Here is a 20,571-nt window from a genome sequence, read left to right as displayed (position 1 = left end):
AAAGGAGCAGGAAAAATGTCCACCATCACTGCTTTTGAGCACATCACGCTCGACGGTGTTATGCAGGGACCTGGCCGGGCCGATGAAGATACCAGGGCCGGCTTCACCCATGGAGGCTGGGCCAACGGCTACCAGGACGACATTTCGATGAAGTACGCCGGTGAGGGCATGCGGGCCACAAGGGGTCTCCTGTTCGGTCGCCGCAGTTACGAGGATGTGCTCGGTTACTGGACCTCCAGCGGCCCCAATCCTTTTGTTGATGCTCTGGTGGGCTCTGACAAGTTCGTCGTCTCACGTGGCGCAGACACACCGCTGGCCTATGCGAACAGTGAACTCCTGGCCGGTGAGGCGGTGACCACCGTGGCCGCTCTCAAGGACCAGTACCCCCACGATCTCCTGATCATGGGCAGCGGCGAACTGGTCCGCAGCTTGCACGCCGCAGGACTCATCGACCGTTACACGTTGTTGATTCACCCCCTGGTGCTGGGCTCCGGAACCCGGCTCTTTGCAAACGGAGACCGCGTGGACCTGAAACTGGAACGCAGCCTCACCACCTCTACCGGTGTTGTTATCGCCGAATTCGTTGCCGCCCTTTGATCGTTGCGGCCCGTTCAAGGTGGCCTCTTTAAAAGGCACTGATTCCCATGGCCATCAGCCTCAAGACCACCTCCGGCAAAATCCTTGCCTCCGGATCAGGCGTCGCTGGGTCCGGTTCATGGAGAATGCTTGAACTGGACGTCGGCGGCGTAGCGGAGCTCCGTGATGCCGCGGGTGGCGAGGTACGCGTCGTCCTCTGCTTTGCCGGCCAACACCACCGTGGGGCGTTGACCGGACATGGCGAGCGACATCCAGGACTCGAAGAATGCACCCCCTGGCGCGCATTGTTGACGATTCGAACCTGTAGTCCCGCCCGGATCGAGCACCAATGCAGTGGTGCGCTGTCCGGCCAATGACGGGTTCTCCCGATATTTACGGCCAACCTCTGACACTGCTGTCCCTTGCGGCTTGACGGCCTGGTGGGTGGTCAACAGGCCAAGCGAATATTCGAGCTCCGGGAAGTCCATCAAGGTTCTGTCCACATCATGGGAGCACCACCATGTGACGCCCCAGAGGTTCTCGCAGTCCAAGGCGTACTCAAGAGTGCGCCGGGCGAACTCGGCGGCATCGGAAGATGCAACATGCGGGCTGGGGGCTCCCACTTCCTGAAGCCAAAGGGGGGCAAAGGGATCCGGTGACCAGCCGCGGGCAAGTTCAATCAGGTATTCGGCCAGCCGGAGGCTCTGCTCACTCATGCCGCCATACATCTGGGCTGTGTTGTTAAAGACCCACGAGTGGACTGTTGGCATGGAGCCGAATGGCACCCCCGTACTGGGAGTAAAGGGGTGCCGGCCATCGAAGAATGCGGCGTCATACTCTGAGTGGTGATGCCAGGCGTTCGGAGCTCCGGCAGCGCACGCCGCCAGCATGGTGGCTACCCAGTGCCGGGCTTCCTCGGGCGTGGCTTGGCTTTGCTGCGGGTGGGCAGCGGACCCGAATTGGCTGAATTCGTTGCCGATGCTCATGCCAAGGAAATTTGGGCAGTCCGCCACAGCACGGGCCAACGCCGTCAGGTATGCGGATTGGCCTTCCAGGACCTCCGGGTCAGTGAACAGATTTTTCTGGCGCCATGTCTGGGTCCACGCAGGGAGAAAATCGAAGCTGGACAAGTGCCCCTGCAATCCGTCCACGGAGACTTGCAGTCCACGTTCCCCGGCCGCGTCCACCATGGCCCTCAAATCTTCCAGCGAACGTTCCCGGATCAGCGATCGATTCGGCTGAAAGTGCGGCCACAAGGCAAACACCCGGACGTGGTCCAGCCCCAAACCGGCGATCGAGTCAAGGTCACGTCTGACATCGTCCACATCGAAATCCAGCCAGTGATGGAACCATCCGCGCGATGGCGTGTAATTGGCACCGAACCTTGTCCGTAGCTGTGTCATTCGTCCTGCTCCGTTGGCTGAGTCGACTGGATGGTGATCAACAGGGAGTCTATGCCCCAGGTCCCGCCCAGGGGCGGGATCAGGCCTCAAGCGTGGCGGTGGTGGCGCCAGGACGCCGTGCTTCCTGGAGTTCCAGCAGCTCGGCGCGCAGCCCGGTGTCCAGAGCGGCGTCAAGAATGGTCCAGGCCAGGACTGTGGCGCCATCAAGGACCGCCTGGTCCGCCTCAGGGGTGATGGCGTCTGCGGTGAAGTCCGGGTGGTGAGGGACAGCCGTACTGTTGCGGACCACCACCATCCCGTGCACGGAAGGTACTACTTGCGAGACGTTGCCCATGTCCGAGGAACCGCCGCCGAAAATGGGCGTCGTGTCCACTGGCCTCCCAACCGCTTCCATGTTCTGATCCCAGACTTTGCCCAACCCGGCGTGGGTGTCGATAGGCGCATAAGGGTGTTCGGTCTGCCGGTGCGTCCACGTGCAGCCGGTCGCGATAGCCGCGCCTTCAAAGCATGCCAGTACCCTGCGCTTGAGGTTTCGCCACACTTCGACATCCCCGGCACGCACTTCCACCTGGACAGTAGAGTCGCCGGCGATGACGTTGGTGGCGCCGCCACCATGGGAAATGAACGCGTTGGTGTTGGCATTTTCCGGCAGGTGCTGCCTCAGGACCGCCATGTTCATCAGGGCCAAACTTGCCGCAGCTCCAGCGTTGATGGCTTTGTCCGGTGCGCCGGCGGCGTGGGCTTCACTGCCCTTGAACTGAACTTCGAAGCGCTCCACCGCGGCCATGCTGAAGGCAGTTGCGCTGCGTTCGGTTCCGGTCATTCCGTGGACCATGAGGGAGAAAGCGGCGTCCTCCCACGCCCCCGCCTGCAGCAGCGAAACCTTACCGCCACCGTGTTCCTCGGCCGGCGTTCCGAGGAGTTTGATGCGAAGCCCGGCAGCGTCGGCAACATCTTTGAGTGCCAAAGCGGCACCAACCCCGGCGGCAGCGATCATGTTGTGCCCACACGCGTGGCCCACCTCGGGGAGTGCATCGTATTCGGCGCAGAGGACCACAGTCAGCTCGCCGCGGCCATAGACGGCTTCGATCGCCGTCGGGACTCCATAGGCGTTTTCGGTGACGTCGAAGCCGCCCTCACGCAGCACTGCGGCCACAGCCGCAGCCGATTGGCGCTCCTCCCAGGAAATTTCTGCCAGCGCATGGACCGTGTGGCTGAGTTCCAGGATGGAAGGCCCGACGGCGGTCACGGACTCGCGTACAGCCTCGCGCAGGATGTCCTTGGACGTGATGTCGATGGAAACAGTCATTGTTATTCCTTCGTGTAGTGGTGGTGTCAGTTGACGGGTTCGAGAGCGTCGGGGGCACCGTGGGTTGCCTCCGGGGCGGGAGCAGTTGGGTCGGTGAGTACGGTTGGCTTGGCTGGCCGAATGAAGAGAACTGCAACGGCAAACAGCACGGACAGGCCAGCGCAGATCCACCAGACGGCATGGAAGGACAGCTCCGTGGCCGCCGGGGTTCCTGCAGCAGTGGGAGTGGTGAGCGCCGCCATCAGCAGAGCAAAGAGCGCGCCCGCCACTCCACCGGCAGCGGTGCGTGCTGTGTTGTAGAGACCGGAAGCAATGCCCACCGAATCGGCCGCTGCACGCTGGACCACCAGCGTGGGAAGGGTGCCGCTGACCAATCCGGAGCCCAGACCGGCTACGACGAGCCACACTGAGAAGGTGACCAAACTGCCGGGTGCCAGGATCATGAAAACGTAGGCAACGGCGCTTAGCCCACCGCCCACGGCAACGCTCCGGGGGCCACCTATAACACGGGATACGCGGTCGCTGAAGGATGCCCCCAGGAATGCTGCCAACGCCATGATGCTGAGCATGGTTCCGGCCGCTGAGGCTGCCGCCCCGAAGCCGAAGCCCACAGTGGCCGGATCCGAGCGCAGGTAGACCGAGATGGGCGCCTGCGCACCGAAGAGTTGGGCGCCGTAGAGGAACGCCACAATGATGGGTAGGCCAATCCCACCACGCAGGAGCATGGTGAGGTCCACCAACGGGTGTTCGGTCCGGCGGGCGGACAGCACCCAGGCGACCAGGAGTGCCACCCCAGCCAGCATGGCGATGGCCGTGGTCATCGGGGGCCACGTTGAGAGGTTTGAGGCACCGCCAAGAAGTGCGGCCAACCCACCACCCAGCAGGGCAGCACCCAGATAATCCACCCGGCCTTTGCTGCGCAACGGTGTCTCCTTGACGAAGAATGCGATCCCGGGAAGGCACAGTGCCATGAAGATCGCAGGCATAAGCAGCGTGATGGACAGGCTGCCGACGGCGTCCAGAACGATTCCGGAGAGCAGTCCGCCAATGGTGGCGCCCAGGGTCAGGGCCGCAACCAGCCGGCCGATACTGCGACCTGAGCGCTCCGAATCGCGTTGGTGCACTATAGCGAATTCCAAGGGAAGGAACACGGCCAGAGGTGCCTGGATGGCCCTGCCCAGCAGGAACAACCCGTAGTTGGGTGCGAAGGCCACCAGGACCGATGCGGCGGCCACGATGGCCGTGGCGATCATCAGGATCCGTTTGTGGCCGTGGATATCGCCGAGCTTGGAAAGGAGGGGAACAACCAGGACTGTAGCCAGGAGATACGCGGCACTGATCCAGTTCAGGGATGCAGCCGGGACTCCATAGTGTTCACCAATGGAAGAGAACAAAGGATTCAGCCACCCCTGAAGGATGCCGCTGCCAAGCTCCATGACCACCAGGAATCCGACGGCTCCTGCCGCGGTGGTGGATTTCTGCGCAGTTGTACGCATGTGCGCTCCGATGTGATGAGAAGTGAACGGGATCACAACATCATGGAAGTGCCGTGTTTCCGATTGATGAAATTGCAGCTTTCCGTGGTTATTCTTCTTCCCATGCCGAAAAACATGCTTGATCCCCTGGAAGAGCGCATCATCCATGCCCTTCAGATAGAAGGCCGGGCACCGTGGAGTGAACTGGCACCTGTGATCGGCGTCGATGCCGTCACACTGGCCCGGCGCTGGGAATCGTTGCGCGAACGCGGACTCGCCTGGGTCACCGGAATCTTCCCCAGCGGAGCGTCCGCCCTGATCGACATCACGTGCAAACCCCAGCAAATCAGCGAGGTGGCGCGCCACCTCGCACAAATCCCGGAAGTACTGACCCTGGACCACACCTCCGGAGGGCGCGATCTGTTGGCCACCATGCTTGCCGATACCCCGCTGTCCATCTGGGACATCGTCACCAACCGCATTGGTGCCCTGGAAGGAGTCAAAAATACCCAAACCCACCTCGTTACAGAAGTAGTCATGGAGGCATCCGACTGGAGGCTGCGCGCACTGGCTCCCACAGAAGCCAGCAAAATCCCCCGCCCCCGACCGCCCCGGGCCAGGGCACCCCGGACGGTGCACCCGGATGTCGAAGCGGCCCTCCGCCACTGCCTGGTTGAAGATGGCCGGCGCCCCGTCAGCAGGATTGCCGCCGAGCACGGGTTGAGCGAGCAACGCGTCGCCGACGGGCTTGCGCGAATGCGCGCCGAAGGCATGCTCCGGATCCGAACCGACGTGGCGCGGACTGTCACCGGGTGGCCCGTTTACGCCTGGTACTTCATGCGCACGGCCGCCAAACACATCCAGCAGATGCACGGGCTCATGGCGCAGATACCCGAAGCCAGAACCGCACTCGCTGTCGCCAGCCAATACAACTTGGTGGTGGCCGTGTGGCTGCGGGAAATGTCGGACGTGATGCGCTTCGAGGCTGCCTTGGAAGCTGCCGTGCCCAGTGCCAGGATCGTTGATCGCAGCGTGGTGTTCAGGATGAGCAAACATCTGGGCCGACTCATCGACGGACAAGGTGCCGCGACGCTGGGATTCATCCACCCGTCGTCGGAAAGTAGCTGGAGTCGCGATACTGAGGTTAAGTAGACCTAAACTGTAGGAGGCCCCGTGCTCGATATCCGCCGATTGCACATCCTCAAGACCCTGGAGCTTGAGGGAACCATGACGGCCGCAGCAGCCACGCTGCATATGACAACCTCGGCGGTCAGCCAGCAATTGGCCGTGCTCGAACGGGAAGCCGGCCTTGCCCTCCTGGTCCGCGCCGGCCGGAAGGTGCGGCTGACGGAAGCCGGCGTCATGCTGGTGGAGCACTTCGGCAGGATCGCCTCCGAGGTTGAGGCGGCCGAGGCGAGCCTCAAGAAGCTCCAAACAGACGTCCGCGGGCGCCTGGCCATCAGTGCTTTCCCGAGCTTTTGCAGCACGGTACTGCCAGCTGCCGTCATGTCCCTGCGCGCCAGCTACCCGCGCCTGGACGTCACGGTTTCAGACCTGGAGCCGTTTGAAAGCGTTGCCAGGTTGAAGTCAGGGCACATCGACGTGGCTGTGGTGGACGATCTGCATGAAATCCAGGGTGACGGGCTGGTGAAGACCGTCCTGGCCCGCGATGAGATCATCCTCTGCCTCCCCCAGGACCGGTAGGTCGCCGCGACTGCCACGCTCGCCGACTACGCCCACGAACGCTGGATCCTGGACCAGGAAGGCAGCGTCTTTGAGCAGTTCGTTCGCCAAACCTGCCGTGAGGCTGGATTCGAGCCGAGCGTCATTGCAAACTGCCGGAATCTGATGGCCACGCTGGGGTTGGTCCGTGCCGGCCTGGGCGTGGCACTGATGAGCGAGTTGAACCTCGGGCGGGAAACGGAGGACCTGGTGGTGCGTCGCGTCGAACCGGATTGCGGCCGCAACATCATCGTCCTGAACCGCGCCGCGAGCAGGGAGTCACCGGCGATTGCCGCCGTCGTCGATGAATTGCGGAAGGCCACCGACGCACGCCCCAAGGCATAACGAGGAGGCTCCATGAGCCAATCGTTAAGTCTTGCTTAAAGTTTTGTTGAAAAGATCCCGATGGACGCCGCTGCCATACACCTCCAAGCTGGTGAGAGAACCCACCCCACCAGTCCTCCCGGAGGTATGCCATGGCTTTAAGCGCCCTCGACCTGTTCTCGATCGGAATCGGCCCGTCGTCGTCCCACACTGTGGGACCGATGCGCGCCGCCCGCACCTTCATTGAATCCCTTGAAACGGAAGGAAAGTTCGACGCCGTTGATCGCCTTTACGCGGGGCTGTTCGGTTCGTTGGGGGCTACGGGCCGAGGGCACGGCTCGGATAAGGCGGTCATTCTGGGTTTCATGGGCGAGGCGCCTGAAACCGTGGATACGCTCACAGCGGACCGTGTTGTGGACGATGCCACCGCGTCGAAGAAGATCCTCGTGGGCGGCCGTCGAGTCATCCCGTTTAACCGGGGCAAGGATGTGGTGCTCCACCGGCGCCAGTCACTGCCCGCCCACCCCAATGGCATGCGGTTCCAGGCGTTTGATGTTGAGGGAAACGTGCTGAGCGAACGCGTCTTCTATTCAGTGGGCGGAGGCTTTGTGGTGGACGAGGATGCCGTGGGAAGGGACCAGCCGGACGCAATAACGGTCCGCTACCCATTTTCCAGTGCCGAGGAATTGTTGGCCCACTGTGACCGTGAAGGCCTATCCATCAGTGATCTCATGCTGGCCAACGAAGGCGCATGGCGCAGCGAACAGGAAACCCGCGCGGAACTGCTGCGTATCTGGCAAACCATGAAGGAATGCGTTTCACGCGGCTGCAGCCGCACGGAAGAACACCTGCCCGGGAACCTGATGGTTCGCCGTCGGGCGCCCCGGCTACTGGCGGACCTGCAAGCGACACATGACACCAGCGATCCTTTGCGCGCCGTTGACTGGGTGAACCTTTTTGCTTTGGCAGTCAATGAGGAAAACGCCGCAGGCGGCCGCGTGGTTACAGCACCCACCAATGGGGCGGCCGGGATCATTCCTGCCGTGCTGCACTATTACATGATGTTCACGCCAGGGGCCAACGAAGAGTCCGTGGTCCGCTTCCTCCTCACGGCAGCAGCAATTGGCGTGCTGTTCAAGGAGAACGCCTCAATTTCCGGTGCCGAAGTTGGGTGCCAGGGGGAAGTCGGCTCGGCCTGTTCCATGGCCGCGGGTGCGCTGTGCGAAATTCTGGGTGGCACACCCCGGCAAGTGGAGAACGCGGCCGAGATCGGGATCGAGCACAACCTTGGCTTGACCTGCGATCCCGTCGGCGGCCTGGTCCAGATCCCCTGCATCGAACGCAACGCGATGGCCAGCAACAAAGCCATCAACGCCGCGCGGATCAGTCTTCGCGGGGACGGCATCCACCACGTCCCACTGGACACCGCCATCAAGACCATGCGGGAGACCGGCGCGGACATGAAGAGCAAATACAAAGAGACCTCCCGAGGAGGCCTCGCCGTTAACGTCATTGCCTGCTGACTTCCCTCGCATTACCGGCTCCACTGCTGCTCCGGCCGCGCCACGACACGGACGGCGGGTCCGGATGTCGCAGAGATTCTGTGGCTAGGTTTGGACCTATGGGCCCGTTACGGGTCTGCTGCCGCCACCGGATTGTGGGCCAACCCAGGGATGAGGCTATCTGATGTCTTTGTTGTTTCGCTCAATTGCTCGTGGCCCCCTGCGTGGAACATCGCCACAACGACTCTGGGCAACGGCTGTACTGCTGGTTGCTGGATTGGTGGGATCCGGGGCGGCCCCCGCGTCTGCAACCACCGCAGGGGCCCAGCCCCTGCACCACATTGACATGGACGGGATCGTGTCCATGATCGGCATGCCGTACGTCGGGTCAGAGTTGCGCATGGGAGCTCCAGCAGAATTTTCGGGCTGCGACAAGACCCAGGCCGCGCCTGATGGGTACACGATCGAATGGCTCAGCAACGGCACGCCTCTTCCTCCTGAACGGCAGGTGGAACCGCTCAAGATTCTGCCCTCGGACCGGGGGAATCGACTTTCGTTCAACGTTTACGCCACGACTCCGGAGAAGAAGCAGTGCGGCGACTCCCTACGGGGTGACCAGAACACGCTGCTGCACAGCGAGGAGACAGCGCCCATTGCGGCGTCGAACCGCGCCATGGGCTGGACCGGGCGCGGAAACTTCGAGCTGATGGGCCGCACGGACGACGGCCGGCTGGTCCTGTATCCGCGGACGTACACTTACGCCCTTGGCTCTTGCGACCAAGGATTGTGCCCCAGCTACGAGTCGGCGAGGTGGGATGAACCCCGGCTGGTGGGCACCGGATGGGACGTTTTCAACATCGTGTTCTCCCCCGGTGACTTTGACGGCGACGGAAACAACGACGTCCTCGCCCGGGATGCTGAGGGAGACCTCTACCTGTACCCAGGCGACGGCCACGGGGGCTGGAGGGACAGGTCAATCGTGGGTACAGGCTGGAATGTTTTCGACTCGATCGTGGGCCCGGGCGATTTCGATGGGGATACCGTCAACGACGTTCTTGGCCGCGACGCCGAGGGCGATCTTCACCTTTACCCGGGTGACGGTGCCGGCGGCTGGAAAGAACCAGAGGTGGTGGGCACCGGCTGGCAGGTATTTGACAAGATCATCGCCTCCGGCGACCTCAGCGGCGACGGAAATGTGGACATCCTTGGGCGTAATCACGCCGGCTACATGCACCATTACCGCTCCGATGGCCAAGGCGGCTGGGAAGGCGCGGGTACCTGGGGGCCCGGCTGGGGAGTCATGATTGATGTCATCGGCGCCGGCAGCTATTCCCACAACCTGGGTGAGGCGATCCATTGGGGTCACACTGTGACCCGCAACGACACTATCGCCATCAACCCTCATGGAGACCTGCTCAAGTACTCAGGATTCGTCCCCACAGACCAAACCATTGGCACAGGCTGGGACATCTTCCGCTCGCTTATCTAGCCGGCTGAAAGGCTTACCACCCAGCAGTGCCCGGACCCCCCTTAAACGGACCGACGATCTTCCGGGTGATCCAGCCGCCGTAGAAGTTGCCCTCCTGGAAGGTCACCTGCTCACCGTTGACCTGACAGGCATCCATACCCTCCGGGTACAGTGCCACCCGGTCCTTGAGGGCCTCGAAACCCGGGCTGGGTTCCGGGTACCGCCACCCAGCGCGCGGGACCCAGATTCCGCCTGCCACCACGTCGAAGTAGTGGGCCCTTCCCTTGAACTCGCAAAAACTGAAGCCCTCGGCCCCTACAAGTGCACCCGACGGAAACGCATCCATGGGCAGGTAGTAGACGGGCGGATGGCTGGTTTCCAGTACTCGCACGGCATCCGTGGTGTCCACAATGACCTGTCCGGCAAGCCGCACAACGATCCGATCAGTCCGAACCTCCACCCGCGGGGGCCGCGGATAGTCCCAGACAGACTCCTGACCGGGACGGGGCTTGATGGGGTGCGGACGCTTAATGCCGCCGAAAAAGCCGTGAGCTTGAGCCATGAGTCCATGGTGCCACCAGGGCGGCCGGTTGAGCACGGCGAATATTACCGTCGTCGGGTCCCAGGCGTGAAGAAGACCTTTTGGTCGCTTCCAGCGTGACGGCCTTTGTGCCGAATAAGAACCGCCACGTTCCGCCCGCTGCGAAGGAAGGCTGCCGGCGGCGGGGCGAACCACGGGCATAATGGCGTCATGGGGGACCCACTCAACGCAGACCGGAGACGTACCGAGCAGCTACCAAGCGCAGCCTGGAACCAGGACGACGTGTCCAGACCCCAAGGACCAGCGGTGACGTTGGGCGACATCCCAGCGGTTCGCTACGGAGCCACAGGCTTGGCAAAGCCCAGCCAACTGGCATTGGCTTTCGCGCTCCTGGCGCCCTCCTGGATCGTGTTCACCATGGCGGCAACATCGCGGGAATATGATGGCGTGGGGAGCTTCATCGGCTGGATACTCGGAGGAATTATTGCTCCCCCGTTCGCCATCCTGATCGCTGTGGTGCTCGGACTGCCGCTGCGCCTGGTGCCGTCGATCAATCGCTGGTGGGCCGGCAACGGGCGGATCTACCTGCTCACTGCCGCAGCAGGACTCGCGCTGATCGTGGCCGGTTACGTCAAGCCGGTTCAGGAATCCGTGACGGCCGGCGGCACGACCAGCACCGCGGAAATCCCCGACGGCGGCCTCCTCTTTGCCGGCTGGTTCGTGATCGCGGTGCTGCTCGTCAACGCCTCACTCCCCCTCCGGTGGGTTTTGGGGGAACACCGGCGCTGAGACGGTCCGGTGTTACGGCACCGCTTCGGCTGCCTTGCTCACGGGACGGACGAGCGGAGGGGTCAGTGACTCACGCGTCGATCGCCATGGTGGAGGAGAGTTCGCGATGCGCGTCGACCTGGGCGAGGAGCAGGCTGGCTTTTTGCTCGACGCCGGCAACCACGTCAGCTCCGGCGACGAACCGCAGCGGAGGGGTTTCCAGGTCGGCGATGGTGACCAACGCCGCACCGAGTTTGGCGGGGTCTCCGCCCTGCAGACCGTTCATGCTCTTCCACACTGCGATGGTCTGGGTGGTGCGCTCGGCGTAGTAATCGATGGAGAGCTCGGGCCAGATCGAGGAGGCGCCTTCGACGAGGAGTTCTGTGCGGAAGAAGCCGGGCTCGACAATGGTGGTGTGAATGCCGAAGGGTTGGACGTCGTAGTGGAGGGACTCCATCCAGCCTTCGAGGGCGAACTTCGATGCGGCGTAGGCGGCGCAGAACTCCTGGCCGATGATGCCGGCGGCGGACGTGATGGTGATGACGTGGCCACGCCGCTGCTTGCGCATGACCGGGAGGGCAGCCCTTGTGACGTTCAGAGGGCCGAAGAAGTTGGTCTCCATCTGCGCTCGGAACTGTGCATCGCTGATTTCCTCGAAGTACCCGGCGTAAAAGTTGCCCGCGTTGTTGACCAGGACGTCGACGCTTCCAAAGCGTCCAACTGCAGCTTTGATGGCCGCCGTGGCCGCATCGGCGTCGGTCACATCCAAGGACAAAGCCAGAAGGTTTTCGTGTTCGCCGAGGGCGGCGGTTACCTTGGCAGCGTCCCGCGCCGTGCCAACCACCCGGTGGCCGGCATTCAGCGCTGCCTTGGCCAGATCTACGCCCATGCCGCGGGCGGCTCCAGTGATGAACCATACGTTAGTCAAGATGATGCCTTTTCTGTCTTCGTTGTCCGTTGCGGTTTCGCAGCGGCCCATGAACACAAGTCAACGGGCTGGCGCGAAGGCTAGCGAGACCCTACCTATGGGTTCCCCAACAGGGCCCCTATAGATCGCCCCGAGTGGAGTACCTTCGATTCCATGAGCACCCAGGACGATCTCAGCCAGTTCCTCATGTCGCGCCGAGCCAAGCTCGACCTCGAGCAAACGGGATTACCGGACTTTGGTGGACGCAGGCGGGTACCTGGCCTGAGGCGTGAAGAAGTGGCTTTGCTGGCGGGAATGAGCGTCGAGTACTACAAGCGACTGGAACGCGGTAACGCCAAAGGAGTCTCGGAGGCTGTCGTTGATGGGGTCAGCAGGGCCCTCCAACTCGACGATGCCGAGCACGCACATCTCAACGAGCTCATCCGATCAGCCAATACCGGAACACGTCCGTATCGCAGGCGCCCCGCCCGGTCCTTGAGGACCAACCCGGTCCTGCAGCAAACCCTTGACGCGATGTCCACAGTGCCCGTCTTCGTGCAAAACGGCAGGCTCGACGCCGTCGCCGCTAATCGGCTCGGCAAAGCCCTGTTTCCCGAGATGTTCAGTGACTCCCCGCAACCGGTGAACGCGGCGCGTTTCGTGTTTCTTGATCCCAAAGCCCAGCTGTTCTATCCGGACTGGGAATCCAATGCGCGCCAGATCGTCGCCCTCCTTCGGGTCGAAGCGGGCCGCTCCCCCTACGACCGCAAGCTCAGCGACCTTGTAGGCGAACTCTCCACCCGCAGCGACTTCTTCCGGAAGCTCTGGGGAGCGCACGATGTCCGCGAACACCGAACCGGAGTCAAGAGCATCCATCATCCGATCGTCGGGGACCTTGACCTCAACTACATCGGCCTCGAACTGGCCACCGACAAGAGCCTTCACATGCTCGTATTTTCAGCCCAACCAGGGAGCCCGTCCCACGACGGGCTCCAACTACTGGCGAACTGGGCAAACACCCACACCGTCGAACCCGCCACAGTCTCCCCATCGGCGTCAGACATCGATACCAGGAAGTGACATTTCACCAGTTGACGGCGCCAGAGCCTCCACCGCCCGGTCGATCGTGGCGACACAAACAACCAGCGGGTGGATAGGCTGGGCGGATGGCAACTCTCATTCTCGTGCGGCACGGCCGCACTACAGCCAATGCCAGTGGACTGCTGGCTGGTCGGGCCGACGGCGTCAGCTTGGACCAGGTCGGGCGGAACCAAGCGGCCCTGACCGGAGAGCGGCTCGCAAGCGTTCCGGTCGTCGGGGTGGTGTCGAGCCCGCTTGAGCGTTGCCGGCAGACCGCGCAGCTCATCATCGATCGCCAGGCCGGCGCCCCCTCTGCGCCTGTCGACCCCGACCTCACCGAATGCGATTACGGCCAGTGGCAGGGACGCAAGCTCAGCGATCTGGCAACCGAGGATTTGTGGCCCCTGGTGCAGTCGCAACCATCCGCCGTCGTCTTCCCAGGGGGTGAGTCCATGGCAGCGATGCAGTACCGCTCGGTGGCAGCGATCAGACGCCACGATGCAGCCTTCGAAGCCGAGCATGGTCCAGGGGCCGTATGGGTGGCGGTAAGCCACGGCGATGTCATCAAGTCAATCCTCGCCGACGCGCTCGGCATGCACCTTGACCTGTTCCAGCGGATAAACGTCAGCCCTGCCTCCGTATCAATCGTCAACTTCAGCGCTGGCCGGCCGAGCGTCTACGCCACCAACACCGAGGCCGGCGATCTGTCGTGGCTGTCGAACGGCATCCGTTCTGGCGACGCACCGGTGGGCGGCGGCTCAGGGCAGAAGACGCCATAAACCTCATGTGCCTAAGATACTGACATGCCTACACGCGTTCACGAGTTTGCCTGGCCTGATCGGGTTGTCATTGGCACCATTGGCCTTCCAGGAGCACGCACGTTTTACCTGCAGGTGCGCACAGGGGCACAAATGGTGAGCATCGCCCTCGAGAAGGAACAGTCGGCTGTTCTCGCGGAAAAGATCGACGAAGTCCTCGATCAGCTCATCACCATCGACGGCAACCCCTTCAGCGTTCCCACAAGTACGCCCATTGAACTCGTGGACAATGAACCGCTTGAGACCCCTCACGAACAGTTTCGCACCGGTGCCATGACTCTGGACTGGGATCCAACCACGGCTCAGATCGTCCTTGAGGCCTACTCCCTCGCCGATGTCCAGGCTGATGACATTGACGAGCCACTCACGGAGAACAGCACTGACGAAAGCGAAATGATGCTGGTCCGCATGCCGGTGGGCACTGCCCGGGCCTTCGCCAAGCGCACCCGCGAGGTCGTAGGCGCAGGGCGTCCGGCATGCCCGCTCTGCGGTTACCCCATGGACGCCGACGGGCACGAGTGCACTCTGCCCGAAGTCTAATGCCGTCGCTGGACCTGGTGACCGCCGAGCTAACCCTTACCGGCCGTATCACCACCGCCTCAAACGCGACATTTCTGGGCAGCATCGGCAAGGTGCCTGTGGTCTATAAACCGATAGCTGGCGAAAGTCCGCTCTGGGATTTTCCGGACGGCACGCTCGCCCACCGTGAGGTGGCCGCATATCTGGTCTCGCAAGTCCTCGGCTGGGACATCGTGCCGCGCACGTGGCTGCGTGAAGGTCCCTTGGGTGAAGGTATGGTCCAGCTCTGGCAGGAGCAGGACCCAGACCAGAGCGCCGTGAACCTGGTGGCTGCTGAGGATATGCCGGAGACGGGCTGGAAACAGGTTCTTGAGGGGCAGGACGAGAACGGAAATATTGTGGCCCTCGTTCACGAAGACTCGCCTGCCCTCAGGCGCATGGCGGTATTTGACGTAGTGGTCAACAACGCCGACCGCAAAGGCAACCACATTCTTGCCATGACTGATGGACCCAGGCACGGCGTGGACCACGGGCTTACCTTTCACACTGACCACAAGCTGCGCACCGTGCTCTGGGGATGGCTGGGCGACGATCTTGATGCCGAGGAACTCGAAGGCCTCGATCGGGTGTCCGAGGCACTGAACGCTGGGCTGGGCCGGGACTTGGCGGGGTTGATCAGCACCCAAGAAATCGCATCTCTCGCTGCCCGCTGCTCCCGTCTGCGTTTGGACGGCCGTTTTCCGGCTCCGAGTGGTGGGATGCCCGCGGTGCCCTGGCCGTTGTTCTAGACGAGTGACTTCGGTCGCGCATCGGCCCAGGGCATCTGCGACCCACCAAAAGCGGGTCCGTGTCAGGCAGCCGCTTTCTCGACGAGTGCCCGGACCCTGGCCTCCGTCGCAGCATCCAGCGAGGTGAAGGTCCACGCAACCGGGTGCATGTGCTCCCCCTCCTGACGCGCAGGGTTCACCACTTCACCAAACCCAAACACAATGTATTCCTTGTCCGGCTTGATATAGCAAATGTCTTTGCCGTCCTTCACGTAGAAAGGCAAACCCCATCGCACAATCGGCTCCAAGGACGGCGCACTCTCCCGGATAATGCTGTGGAGGCGCACCCCAATCTCCCCAAATGGGGCCGGCGCATCGCGGAGTTTGGCGAGAGCAGCATCGTCGCCCTTCTTCGTAAACATTGTTTTCGAGCCTCCTTGTAGTTCTCATCCAGTGATGCCCGGCCGTGCACGTCCGGATCATCGACGTCATGTGCCATGAGCGACGCGGCAAGCTTACGTCGCGTGCGTGAGGTAGTCGAGGCAGCGCCACTTCTGCCGAGCCCAGGTTCTGCCGCGAACCCACCTGGCGGAAGCGCCGCCCGCTTGCCCTCTCTGGCCGCAATCGACGGGGCAGATCTCCCCATGGCACGGCCTTGGGCCGACGCCTACGATGACAGAGGACCACTCGGTCCCTTCAGTCACTTTCGTGGGGAAAAGGACCTTTCCCATGCCGTTGCCACGGCCCAGACGTACAAATTGGTCGCCGCGGACAAGGGAATCGCCATCAAAGTACGTGTGACAGGGACCAAATCCGGATACACGACCATGGCCCGCTACTCCGTGGCCACCGCCCTGATCGGCTCATCTGCGCTTTTCTGTGTGATGGCGGCGGTCCGGTTCGGCTCGTGTTCAGTAGGGTTGAGGAGACCCCGGACTAAGGACTACCACTATGCACACTGGCGCCAGCGACATCCCCGTAGATAGGCACTACGACTTGGTCATCATCGGCTCCGGGTCCGGGAACTCCATTCCCGGACCCGGGTTCGATGACCGGTCCATCGCGATCATAGAGGAAGGTACGTTCGGCGGAACCTGCCTGAATGTCGGCTGCATCCCGTCGAAAATGTATGTTCACACCGCTGACACCGCGCTGGACATTCTTGAGGCCGGGCGGTTGGGCCTCCACGCAACAATCGATTCCGTGGATTGGCCGGACATCGTCACACGGATCTTCGAGGACCGTGTTGATCCGATCGCCGCCGCCGGTGAGGAGTATCGCCGTGGCCCCCGGACCCCGAACATTGATGTCTACGACCAGCATGCCGTCTTTATCGGAGAACGCACTCTGCGAACCGGCCAGGGCGATCAGCAGAAAACCATCTCCGGCGACCACGTGGTCATTGCCGCGGGCTCCAGGCCCATGATCCCCGAGGCCATCGCCACTTCGGGGGTGCGGTACCACACCAACGAAGACATCATGCGCCTGCCGGAACTGCCCAAATCCTTGGTGATCATTGGCGGAGGTTACATTGCCATGGAGTTCGCCCACGTCTTCGACGCCCTCGGAACCGACGTCACGATCATCCCCCGCTCGACGCTCCTGCGGAACCTCGACACCGACCTCCACGACCGATTCAACACCCTGGCCGCAGAACGCTTCGACATCCGGTTCGGCCGGACCCCCACCGGCGCCGAGCAAACGGACCGGGGCATAACCGTCAAGCTCGACGACGGCACCTCCGCCACCGGGGAGGTACTGCTGGTAGCCACCGGACGCGTCCCTAACGGAGACTTGCTGGACCTGCCCTCCGCCAGGATTGACATGACAGACGACGGTCGGATCAAGGTGGACGAATACGGCCGGTCGACGTCCGCCGCAGGTGTCTGGGCCTTGGGTGACGTCTCCTCGCCTCACATGCTCAAGCACGTCGCGAACGCCGAGATGCGCGCAGTGCGCCACAACCTGCTGAACCCGGGCAGCCTGCAGAAAATGCCGCACGATCACGTCCCCGCCGCCACGTTTACCCATCCCCAGATCGCCACCGTCGGCATGACCGAAGACCAAGCCCTCAACCACGGCCACAACGTGACCACCAAAATCCAGGACTACGGGGACGTTGCCTACGGCTGGGCCTTGGAAGACACCACGGGAATCTGCAAACTCATCGCAGACCAGGACACCGGCAAACTCCTGGGCGCCCACTACATGGGCCCGCACGCATCAACCCTGATCCAGCAAATGATCACCGTCCTCGCCTTCGATCTGGACGTCCGCGAATTCGCAGCCAAACAATACTGGATCCACCCCGCACTGCCCGAAGTCACCGAAAACGCGCTCCTCGGCCTCACCTTCAGCCAAAAAGACCAGGCCGATAAGTCCTCGGAACACACCGCCGGCATAAGCCACGCATAACAAACTCTTCCGGTATGGCGTTACGCCCACGGTCCGCCGCCATCGCTTCTGGGCACCCTCGCACCTCTGACGTAGGATGTGCACTGTTGCTGCTCTCCTACGCGTGAGGATGAAGCCATGTCCGGCGAGATTACGGTTCCCCTGCTGCCCTGCAGATCCATCGACGAGATCGCGGACTTCTACCAGATGCTTGGTTTTGAGCGCACCTACTGGCAAACCAAGCCCTACCCCTGCGTCGGCCTCCGCCGCGAAGACTTCCAGCTTCAGTTCTTCGGGCTGGACGACTTTGACCCGGAGGCCTCGTACGGATCGTGCGTGGTCCTGGTGGAGGACACCATGGCGCTCTATGAAGCTTTCGCCGCTGGCATGCGTGCAGTGCACGGCAAGGTTCTGGTCTCCGGCATCCCGCGAATGACCAGGCCACGCAAGCGGAAAAACACCGGCAACGCGGCCGGCTTCTCGGTAGTAGACCCCGGCGGCAACTGGATCCGGATCTTTCACAACACCGGATCGGCGGACGACAACACCGAGGAACCCTCCAGCCGGCTCGCGAAGGCCCTTCAGAACGCGGTCGTACTGGGCGACTCCAAGGGTGACACACAGCAGGCAGCCCGGATCCTGGGCAGCGCGCTGAACCGGCACCGCGCGTCGGCCCCGGTCACCGACCTGGTCGAAGCGCTGGTTTACGGCGCCGAGCTCGCGATGCGGCTTGGTGACACGGCAGGGGCTGGCGTACTGCTGACTGAGGTCGCAGCCGTGGAGCTCACCAGCGAGCAGCGGGAGAAGTTGGGCGAAGCGCTGGCCAACGCGACGGATCTGGAGCAGGCACTCAGCGCCGGAGGCTGACCACGTCCGTCAGGCCAGCCATCGCCACCAGCGGGACCGTTCCGGTTCCGGGCTCGGTTCTGGCTCCGGCTCTTCGCCCAAAGCCAGAGCGGCTTTGACAAGGTCATCTGTGGTGAGAGTCATGACGGCTTCACGATCGAGCGCGTCGAGACTCTGTGCGTCGTCGAGCGACAGCCTCAACGCCTGGCGGTTGAGCGCCTGCTCGAACAGTGTCCTGGCGAACCGTGCGTTGCCGGAATCCTCGCCCGGATGGAGCCCGGCGAGGATGCGGCGCAGCATCTGTTCAGCACCGGGCTCCAGCGTGTACTCATGCTGGACCAGCATCCTATGGAAGATCGTCTGAAGCTCGTCCACCGAGTAGTCAGGAAACGTGATCTCGCGAGCAAACCGGGAGCGCAGCCCGGGATTGGAGAGCAAGAATGACTCCATCAGCCGCGGATACCCCGCCACGATCACCACCAAACGGTGCCGGTGGTCCTCCATCCGCTTGAGCAGAACCTCGATCGCCTCGGGTCCGAAGTCCATCCGTCCGTCCTCCGGGGCCAGCGCGTAGGCTTCGTCGATGAACAGGACACCGTCGAGTGCGCGCCGGATCACGCGGTCCGTCTTGATGGCGGTTGCCCCGACGTACTGCCCCACCAGGCCCGAACGGTCGACTTCCACCAGGTGACCTTTCTGCAACAGCCCAACTGCCCGGTACATTTCGGCCAGAAGCCGCGCCACAGTCGTTTTGCCCGTGCCCGGGTTTCCAAGGAACACCAAATGCTGTGACGTTGCCACCTCCGGCAGGCCATGACTTTTACGGCGGGCCTGGACCTGGAGTAATGCGACAAGGCCGCGCACCTGCTCCTTCACAGTCTCCAGCCCGATCAATGCATCGAGTTCGGCTTGCACCTCGGACAACGGCCGGCCCGGACCGGGCCTCGGACCAAGGACATCGCCCACCAGTTCGTCCACGCGCTCCGAACCGGGCAGCTTGAGCTGATTGGCCAAATGGCCGATGGTTTCGCGCAGGTCATCGAGCGGATTTCGGCTGGCAGCCATACACCCACTGTAGTCCTCGAACTCCGGCTGCAGTGGGTCCTCGATCCTCTTTGGTCCCCCAGTGATAGCCCACCTTCCCGCACCTGTGTTTGAGCGCTGCAAATGCCGTCCCGGACGCCATTGCCGCTACTCTGCCCTGCGCAGTCGATCTTCTGCGTTGATGATGGCGAGGCCATCGCGGTAAGAGGTGATTGCGAACTCCGGGAAGCGGGCGGTGAACTTCGTGGAGTCGAAGCGGTTGTGGTGTTCGTAGCGCGGCAGGAGTTCCCTTAGTTCCCGTACCTGCGCAGAGAATAGCCCGGCTGCGCTGAGGAGCCGTCTGGGAACAACCGTGTAGCCGGGCTCCTGGCCAAACGCTTCGCTGGCCATGGTGGCGAATTCCCGGTAGCTCGGCCGTTCTTCCGCGACCGGAAGGTGCCACGTCTGCCCATAGGCGTCCGGTGTGTTGCCCAGGAGTGCAAGTGCACGGCTGGCGTCCGGGGTCCAGATGAGTGTGCGGAGCCGGTCATCCCGCACTGGGATGCGGGGCTTTCTACCGGCCTTGAGAGGATCGATGATCAGGGTGTTGGTGAAGCTCTGCGTCCTCCCCGGCCCGTAAAACTCGGGAGCGCGGGCGATGAGGACGGGAATGTCGCCGCGGGCCATCTCCTCAAGCACCATCGACGCCATTGCCGCGCGGACCATGCCTTTTCTTCCGTTGGGAGCGAACGGCGTCTCTTCAGTCTGGACGCGATCGTCCTGGGGATACATGTACGTGTTGTCGAAGTAGACGAACTTCGCCCCGGCCTCACGCGTCGCATCCAGCGCGTTCCGGAGCATCGTAGGGAACTGCGCCTCCCATAGTTCAGTCTTCGCCGGCAGCCCCGCGGTGAAATACACGACGTCGCTGCCCTCAACAGCGGCAGCCGTCTGCCCGGCGTCGAGCAGGTCCGCACTTATCACGACGTCGGACTCGCTCACCTTGCGTGGGTTGCGGCTCACCAGCCGCAAGTCGGGCGTGTAGGCGCGTGTTAGCTCGCGGGCTAGTTCCACGGCGATCTGGCCATTGGCGCCCAGTATGGTCTGCATTTGAACCTCTGCTGATTCG

Annotated in this window: 19 protein-coding genes and 1 pseudogene; 12 read left to right on the top strand and 8 right to left on the bottom strand. The window is 62.7% G+C overall.

Annotated elements, in window-relative coordinates; all coding sequences use genetic code 11:
• Nucleotides 1-15 precede the first annotated feature (15 nt).
• Nucleotides 16-597 (top strand): dihydrofolate reductase family protein, encoded by a 582-nt coding sequence (locus tag BMY91_RS09140; RefSeq protein ID WP_090821110.1) that lies wholly within the window; start codon nucleotides 16-18, stop codon nucleotides 595-597.
• A 116-nt stretch (nucleotides 598-713) separates the two neighbouring features.
• On the opposite strand, the gene BMY91_RS09135 is transcribed toward BMY91_RS09140, so the two are convergent.
• The 3 genes from BMY91_RS09135 to BMY91_RS09125 all read right to left on the bottom strand — a co-directional run bounded on the left by BMY91_RS09135 (nucleotide 714) and on the right by BMY91_RS09125 (nucleotide 4,784).
• Nucleotides 714-1,979, bottom strand: a complete 1,266-nt coding sequence (locus BMY91_RS09135; protein WP_090821108.1) for a glycoside hydrolase 5 family protein — start codon at nucleotides 1,977-1,979, stop codon at nucleotides 714-716.
• Nucleotides 1,980-2,058: 79 nt separating this feature from the next.
• The gene (locus BMY91_RS09130; RefSeq protein WP_090821106.1) at nucleotides 2,059-3,288 is read right to left on the bottom strand and encodes a M20 family metallopeptidase; all 1,230 of its coding nucleotides are present in this window, start codon (nucleotides 3,286-3,288) and stop codon (nucleotides 2,059-2,061) included.
• 26 nt (nucleotides 3,289-3,314) lie between these two features.
• Nucleotides 3,315-4,784: an MFS transporter gene (locus tag BMY91_RS09125; protein WP_254779778.1), complete on the bottom strand. Its 1,470-nt coding sequence runs from the start codon at nucleotides 4,782-4,784 to the stop codon at nucleotides 3,315-3,317.
• A 102-nt stretch (nucleotides 4,785-4,886) separates the two neighbouring features.
• On the opposite strand from BMY91_RS09125, the gene BMY91_RS09120 reads away from it, so the two are divergent.
• The 4 genes and pseudogenes from BMY91_RS09120 to BMY91_RS09105 all read left to right on the top strand — a co-directional run bounded on the left by BMY91_RS09120 (nucleotide 4,887) and on the right by BMY91_RS09105 (nucleotide 9,800).
• Entirely contained in the window at nucleotides 4,887-5,915 is a 1,029-nt protein-coding gene (locus tag BMY91_RS09120) for an Lrp/AsnC family transcriptional regulator (protein ID WP_254779779.1), read from the top strand.
• A gap of 21 nt (nucleotides 5,916-5,936) precedes the next feature.
• Nucleotides 5,937-6,830: pseudogene (locus tag BMY91_RS09115) on the top strand (LysR family transcriptional regulator).
• Nucleotides 6,831-6,961: 131 nt separating this feature from the next.
• Nucleotides 6,962-8,332, top strand: a complete 1,371-nt coding sequence (locus BMY91_RS09110; protein WP_090821102.1) for an L-serine ammonia-lyase — start codon at nucleotides 6,962-6,964, stop codon at nucleotides 8,330-8,332.
• A 163-nt stretch (nucleotides 8,333-8,495) separates the two neighbouring features.
• Nucleotides 8,496-9,800, top strand: a complete 1,305-nt coding sequence (locus BMY91_RS09105; RefSeq protein ID WP_143054061.1) for an FG-GAP repeat domain-containing protein — start codon at nucleotides 8,496-8,498, stop codon at nucleotides 9,798-9,800.
• Nucleotides 9,801-9,813: 13 nt separating this feature from the next.
• Here the strand turns inward: BMY91_RS09105 and BMY91_RS09100 are convergent, their stop codons facing one another.
• Nucleotides 9,814-10,341, bottom strand: a complete 528-nt coding sequence (locus BMY91_RS09100; protein WP_090821098.1) for a DUF427 domain-containing protein — start codon at nucleotides 10,339-10,341, stop codon at nucleotides 9,814-9,816.
• A 189-nt stretch (nucleotides 10,342-10,530) separates the two neighbouring features.
• Between BMY91_RS09100 and BMY91_RS09095 the strand changes: the two genes are divergently transcribed.
• Nucleotides 10,531-11,109 carry a hypothetical protein gene (locus BMY91_RS09095; RefSeq protein ID WP_143054060.1) on the top strand — a complete coding sequence of 193 codons (579 nt, stop codon included), beginning with the start codon at nucleotides 10,531-10,533 and terminating at the stop codon, nucleotides 11,107-11,109.
• Nucleotides 11,110-11,179: 70 nt separating this feature from the next.
• Here the strand turns inward: BMY91_RS09095 and BMY91_RS09090 are convergent, their stop codons facing one another.
• Nucleotides 11,180-12,016 carry an SDR family oxidoreductase gene (locus tag BMY91_RS09090; protein WP_256212664.1) on the bottom strand — a complete coding sequence of 279 codons (837 nt, stop codon included), beginning with the start codon at nucleotides 12,014-12,016 and terminating at the stop codon, nucleotides 11,180-11,182.
• 153 nt (nucleotides 12,017-12,169) lie between these two features.
• Between BMY91_RS09090 and BMY91_RS09085 the strand changes: the two genes are divergently transcribed.
• The 4 genes from BMY91_RS09085 to BMY91_RS09070 all read left to right on the top strand — a co-directional run bounded on the left by BMY91_RS09085 (nucleotide 12,170) and on the right by BMY91_RS09070 (nucleotide 15,200).
• Complete coding sequence (locus tag BMY91_RS09085) at nucleotides 12,170-13,075, top strand: helix-turn-helix transcriptional regulator (RefSeq protein WP_090821094.1); 906 nt, start codon at nucleotides 12,170-12,172, stop codon at nucleotides 13,073-13,075.
• Nucleotides 13,076-13,161: 86 nt separating this feature from the next.
• Nucleotides 13,162-13,854, top strand: a complete 693-nt coding sequence (locus tag BMY91_RS09080) for a histidine phosphatase family protein (RefSeq protein WP_090821092.1) — start codon at nucleotides 13,162-13,164, stop codon at nucleotides 13,852-13,854.
• Nucleotides 13,855-13,878: 24 nt separating this feature from the next.
• Complete coding sequence (locus BMY91_RS09075) at nucleotides 13,879-14,433, top strand: DUF3090 domain-containing protein (RefSeq protein ID WP_090821090.1); 555 nt, start codon at nucleotides 13,879-13,881, stop codon at nucleotides 14,431-14,433.
• The gene (locus tag BMY91_RS09070) at nucleotides 14,433-15,200 is read left to right on the top strand and encodes an SCO1664 family protein (RefSeq protein WP_090821088.1); all 768 of its coding nucleotides are present in this window, start codon (nucleotides 14,433-14,435) and stop codon (nucleotides 15,198-15,200) included. Before BMY91_RS09075 ends, BMY91_RS09070 begins: the two co-directional genes overlap by 1 nt.
• A gap of 62 nt (nucleotides 15,201-15,262) precedes the next feature.
• Here BMY91_RS09070 and BMY91_RS09065 read toward each other — a convergent pair whose 3' ends face one another.
• Complete coding sequence (locus BMY91_RS09065; protein WP_090821086.1) at nucleotides 15,263-15,601, bottom strand: DUF1801 domain-containing protein; 339 nt, start codon at nucleotides 15,599-15,601, stop codon at nucleotides 15,263-15,265.
• A gap of 529 nt (nucleotides 15,602-16,130) precedes the next feature.
• Between BMY91_RS09065 and mtr the strand changes: the two genes are divergently transcribed.
• A complete protein-coding gene (mtr, locus tag BMY91_RS09060) occupies nucleotides 16,131-17,594 on the top strand; it encodes a mycothione reductase (RefSeq protein WP_090821084.1) in 1,464 nt (487 codons plus the stop codon).
• A 117-nt stretch (nucleotides 17,595-17,711) separates the two neighbouring features.
• Nucleotides 17,712-18,440 carry a VOC family protein gene (locus BMY91_RS09055; protein WP_090821082.1) on the top strand — a complete coding sequence of 243 codons (729 nt, stop codon included), beginning with the start codon at nucleotides 17,712-17,714 and terminating at the stop codon, nucleotides 18,438-18,440.
• 9 nt (nucleotides 18,441-18,449) lie between these two features.
• Here BMY91_RS09055 and BMY91_RS09050 read toward each other — a convergent pair whose 3' ends face one another.
• On the bottom strand, nucleotides 18,450-19,484 hold the full coding sequence (locus tag BMY91_RS09050) for an AAA family ATPase (RefSeq protein WP_090821080.1): 1,035 nt from the start codon (nucleotides 19,482-19,484) through the stop codon (nucleotides 18,450-18,452).
• Between the two features lie 126 nt (nucleotides 19,485-19,610).
• On the bottom strand, nucleotides 19,611-20,552 hold the full coding sequence (locus tag BMY91_RS09045) for an NAD-dependent epimerase/dehydratase family protein (RefSeq protein WP_090821740.1): 942 nt from the start codon (nucleotides 20,550-20,552) through the stop codon (nucleotides 19,611-19,613).
• Between the last annotated feature and the right edge of the window lie 19 nt (nucleotides 20,553-20,571).

The organism is Arthrobacter sp. yr096 (genome assembly GCF_900108925.1).
GTDB lineage: Bacteria > Actinomycetota > Actinomycetes > Actinomycetales > Micrococcaceae > Arthrobacter.
The sequence above is the reverse complement of the archived record's forward strand: the minus strand, read 5'-3'. Positions and strand labels throughout refer to the sequence as shown.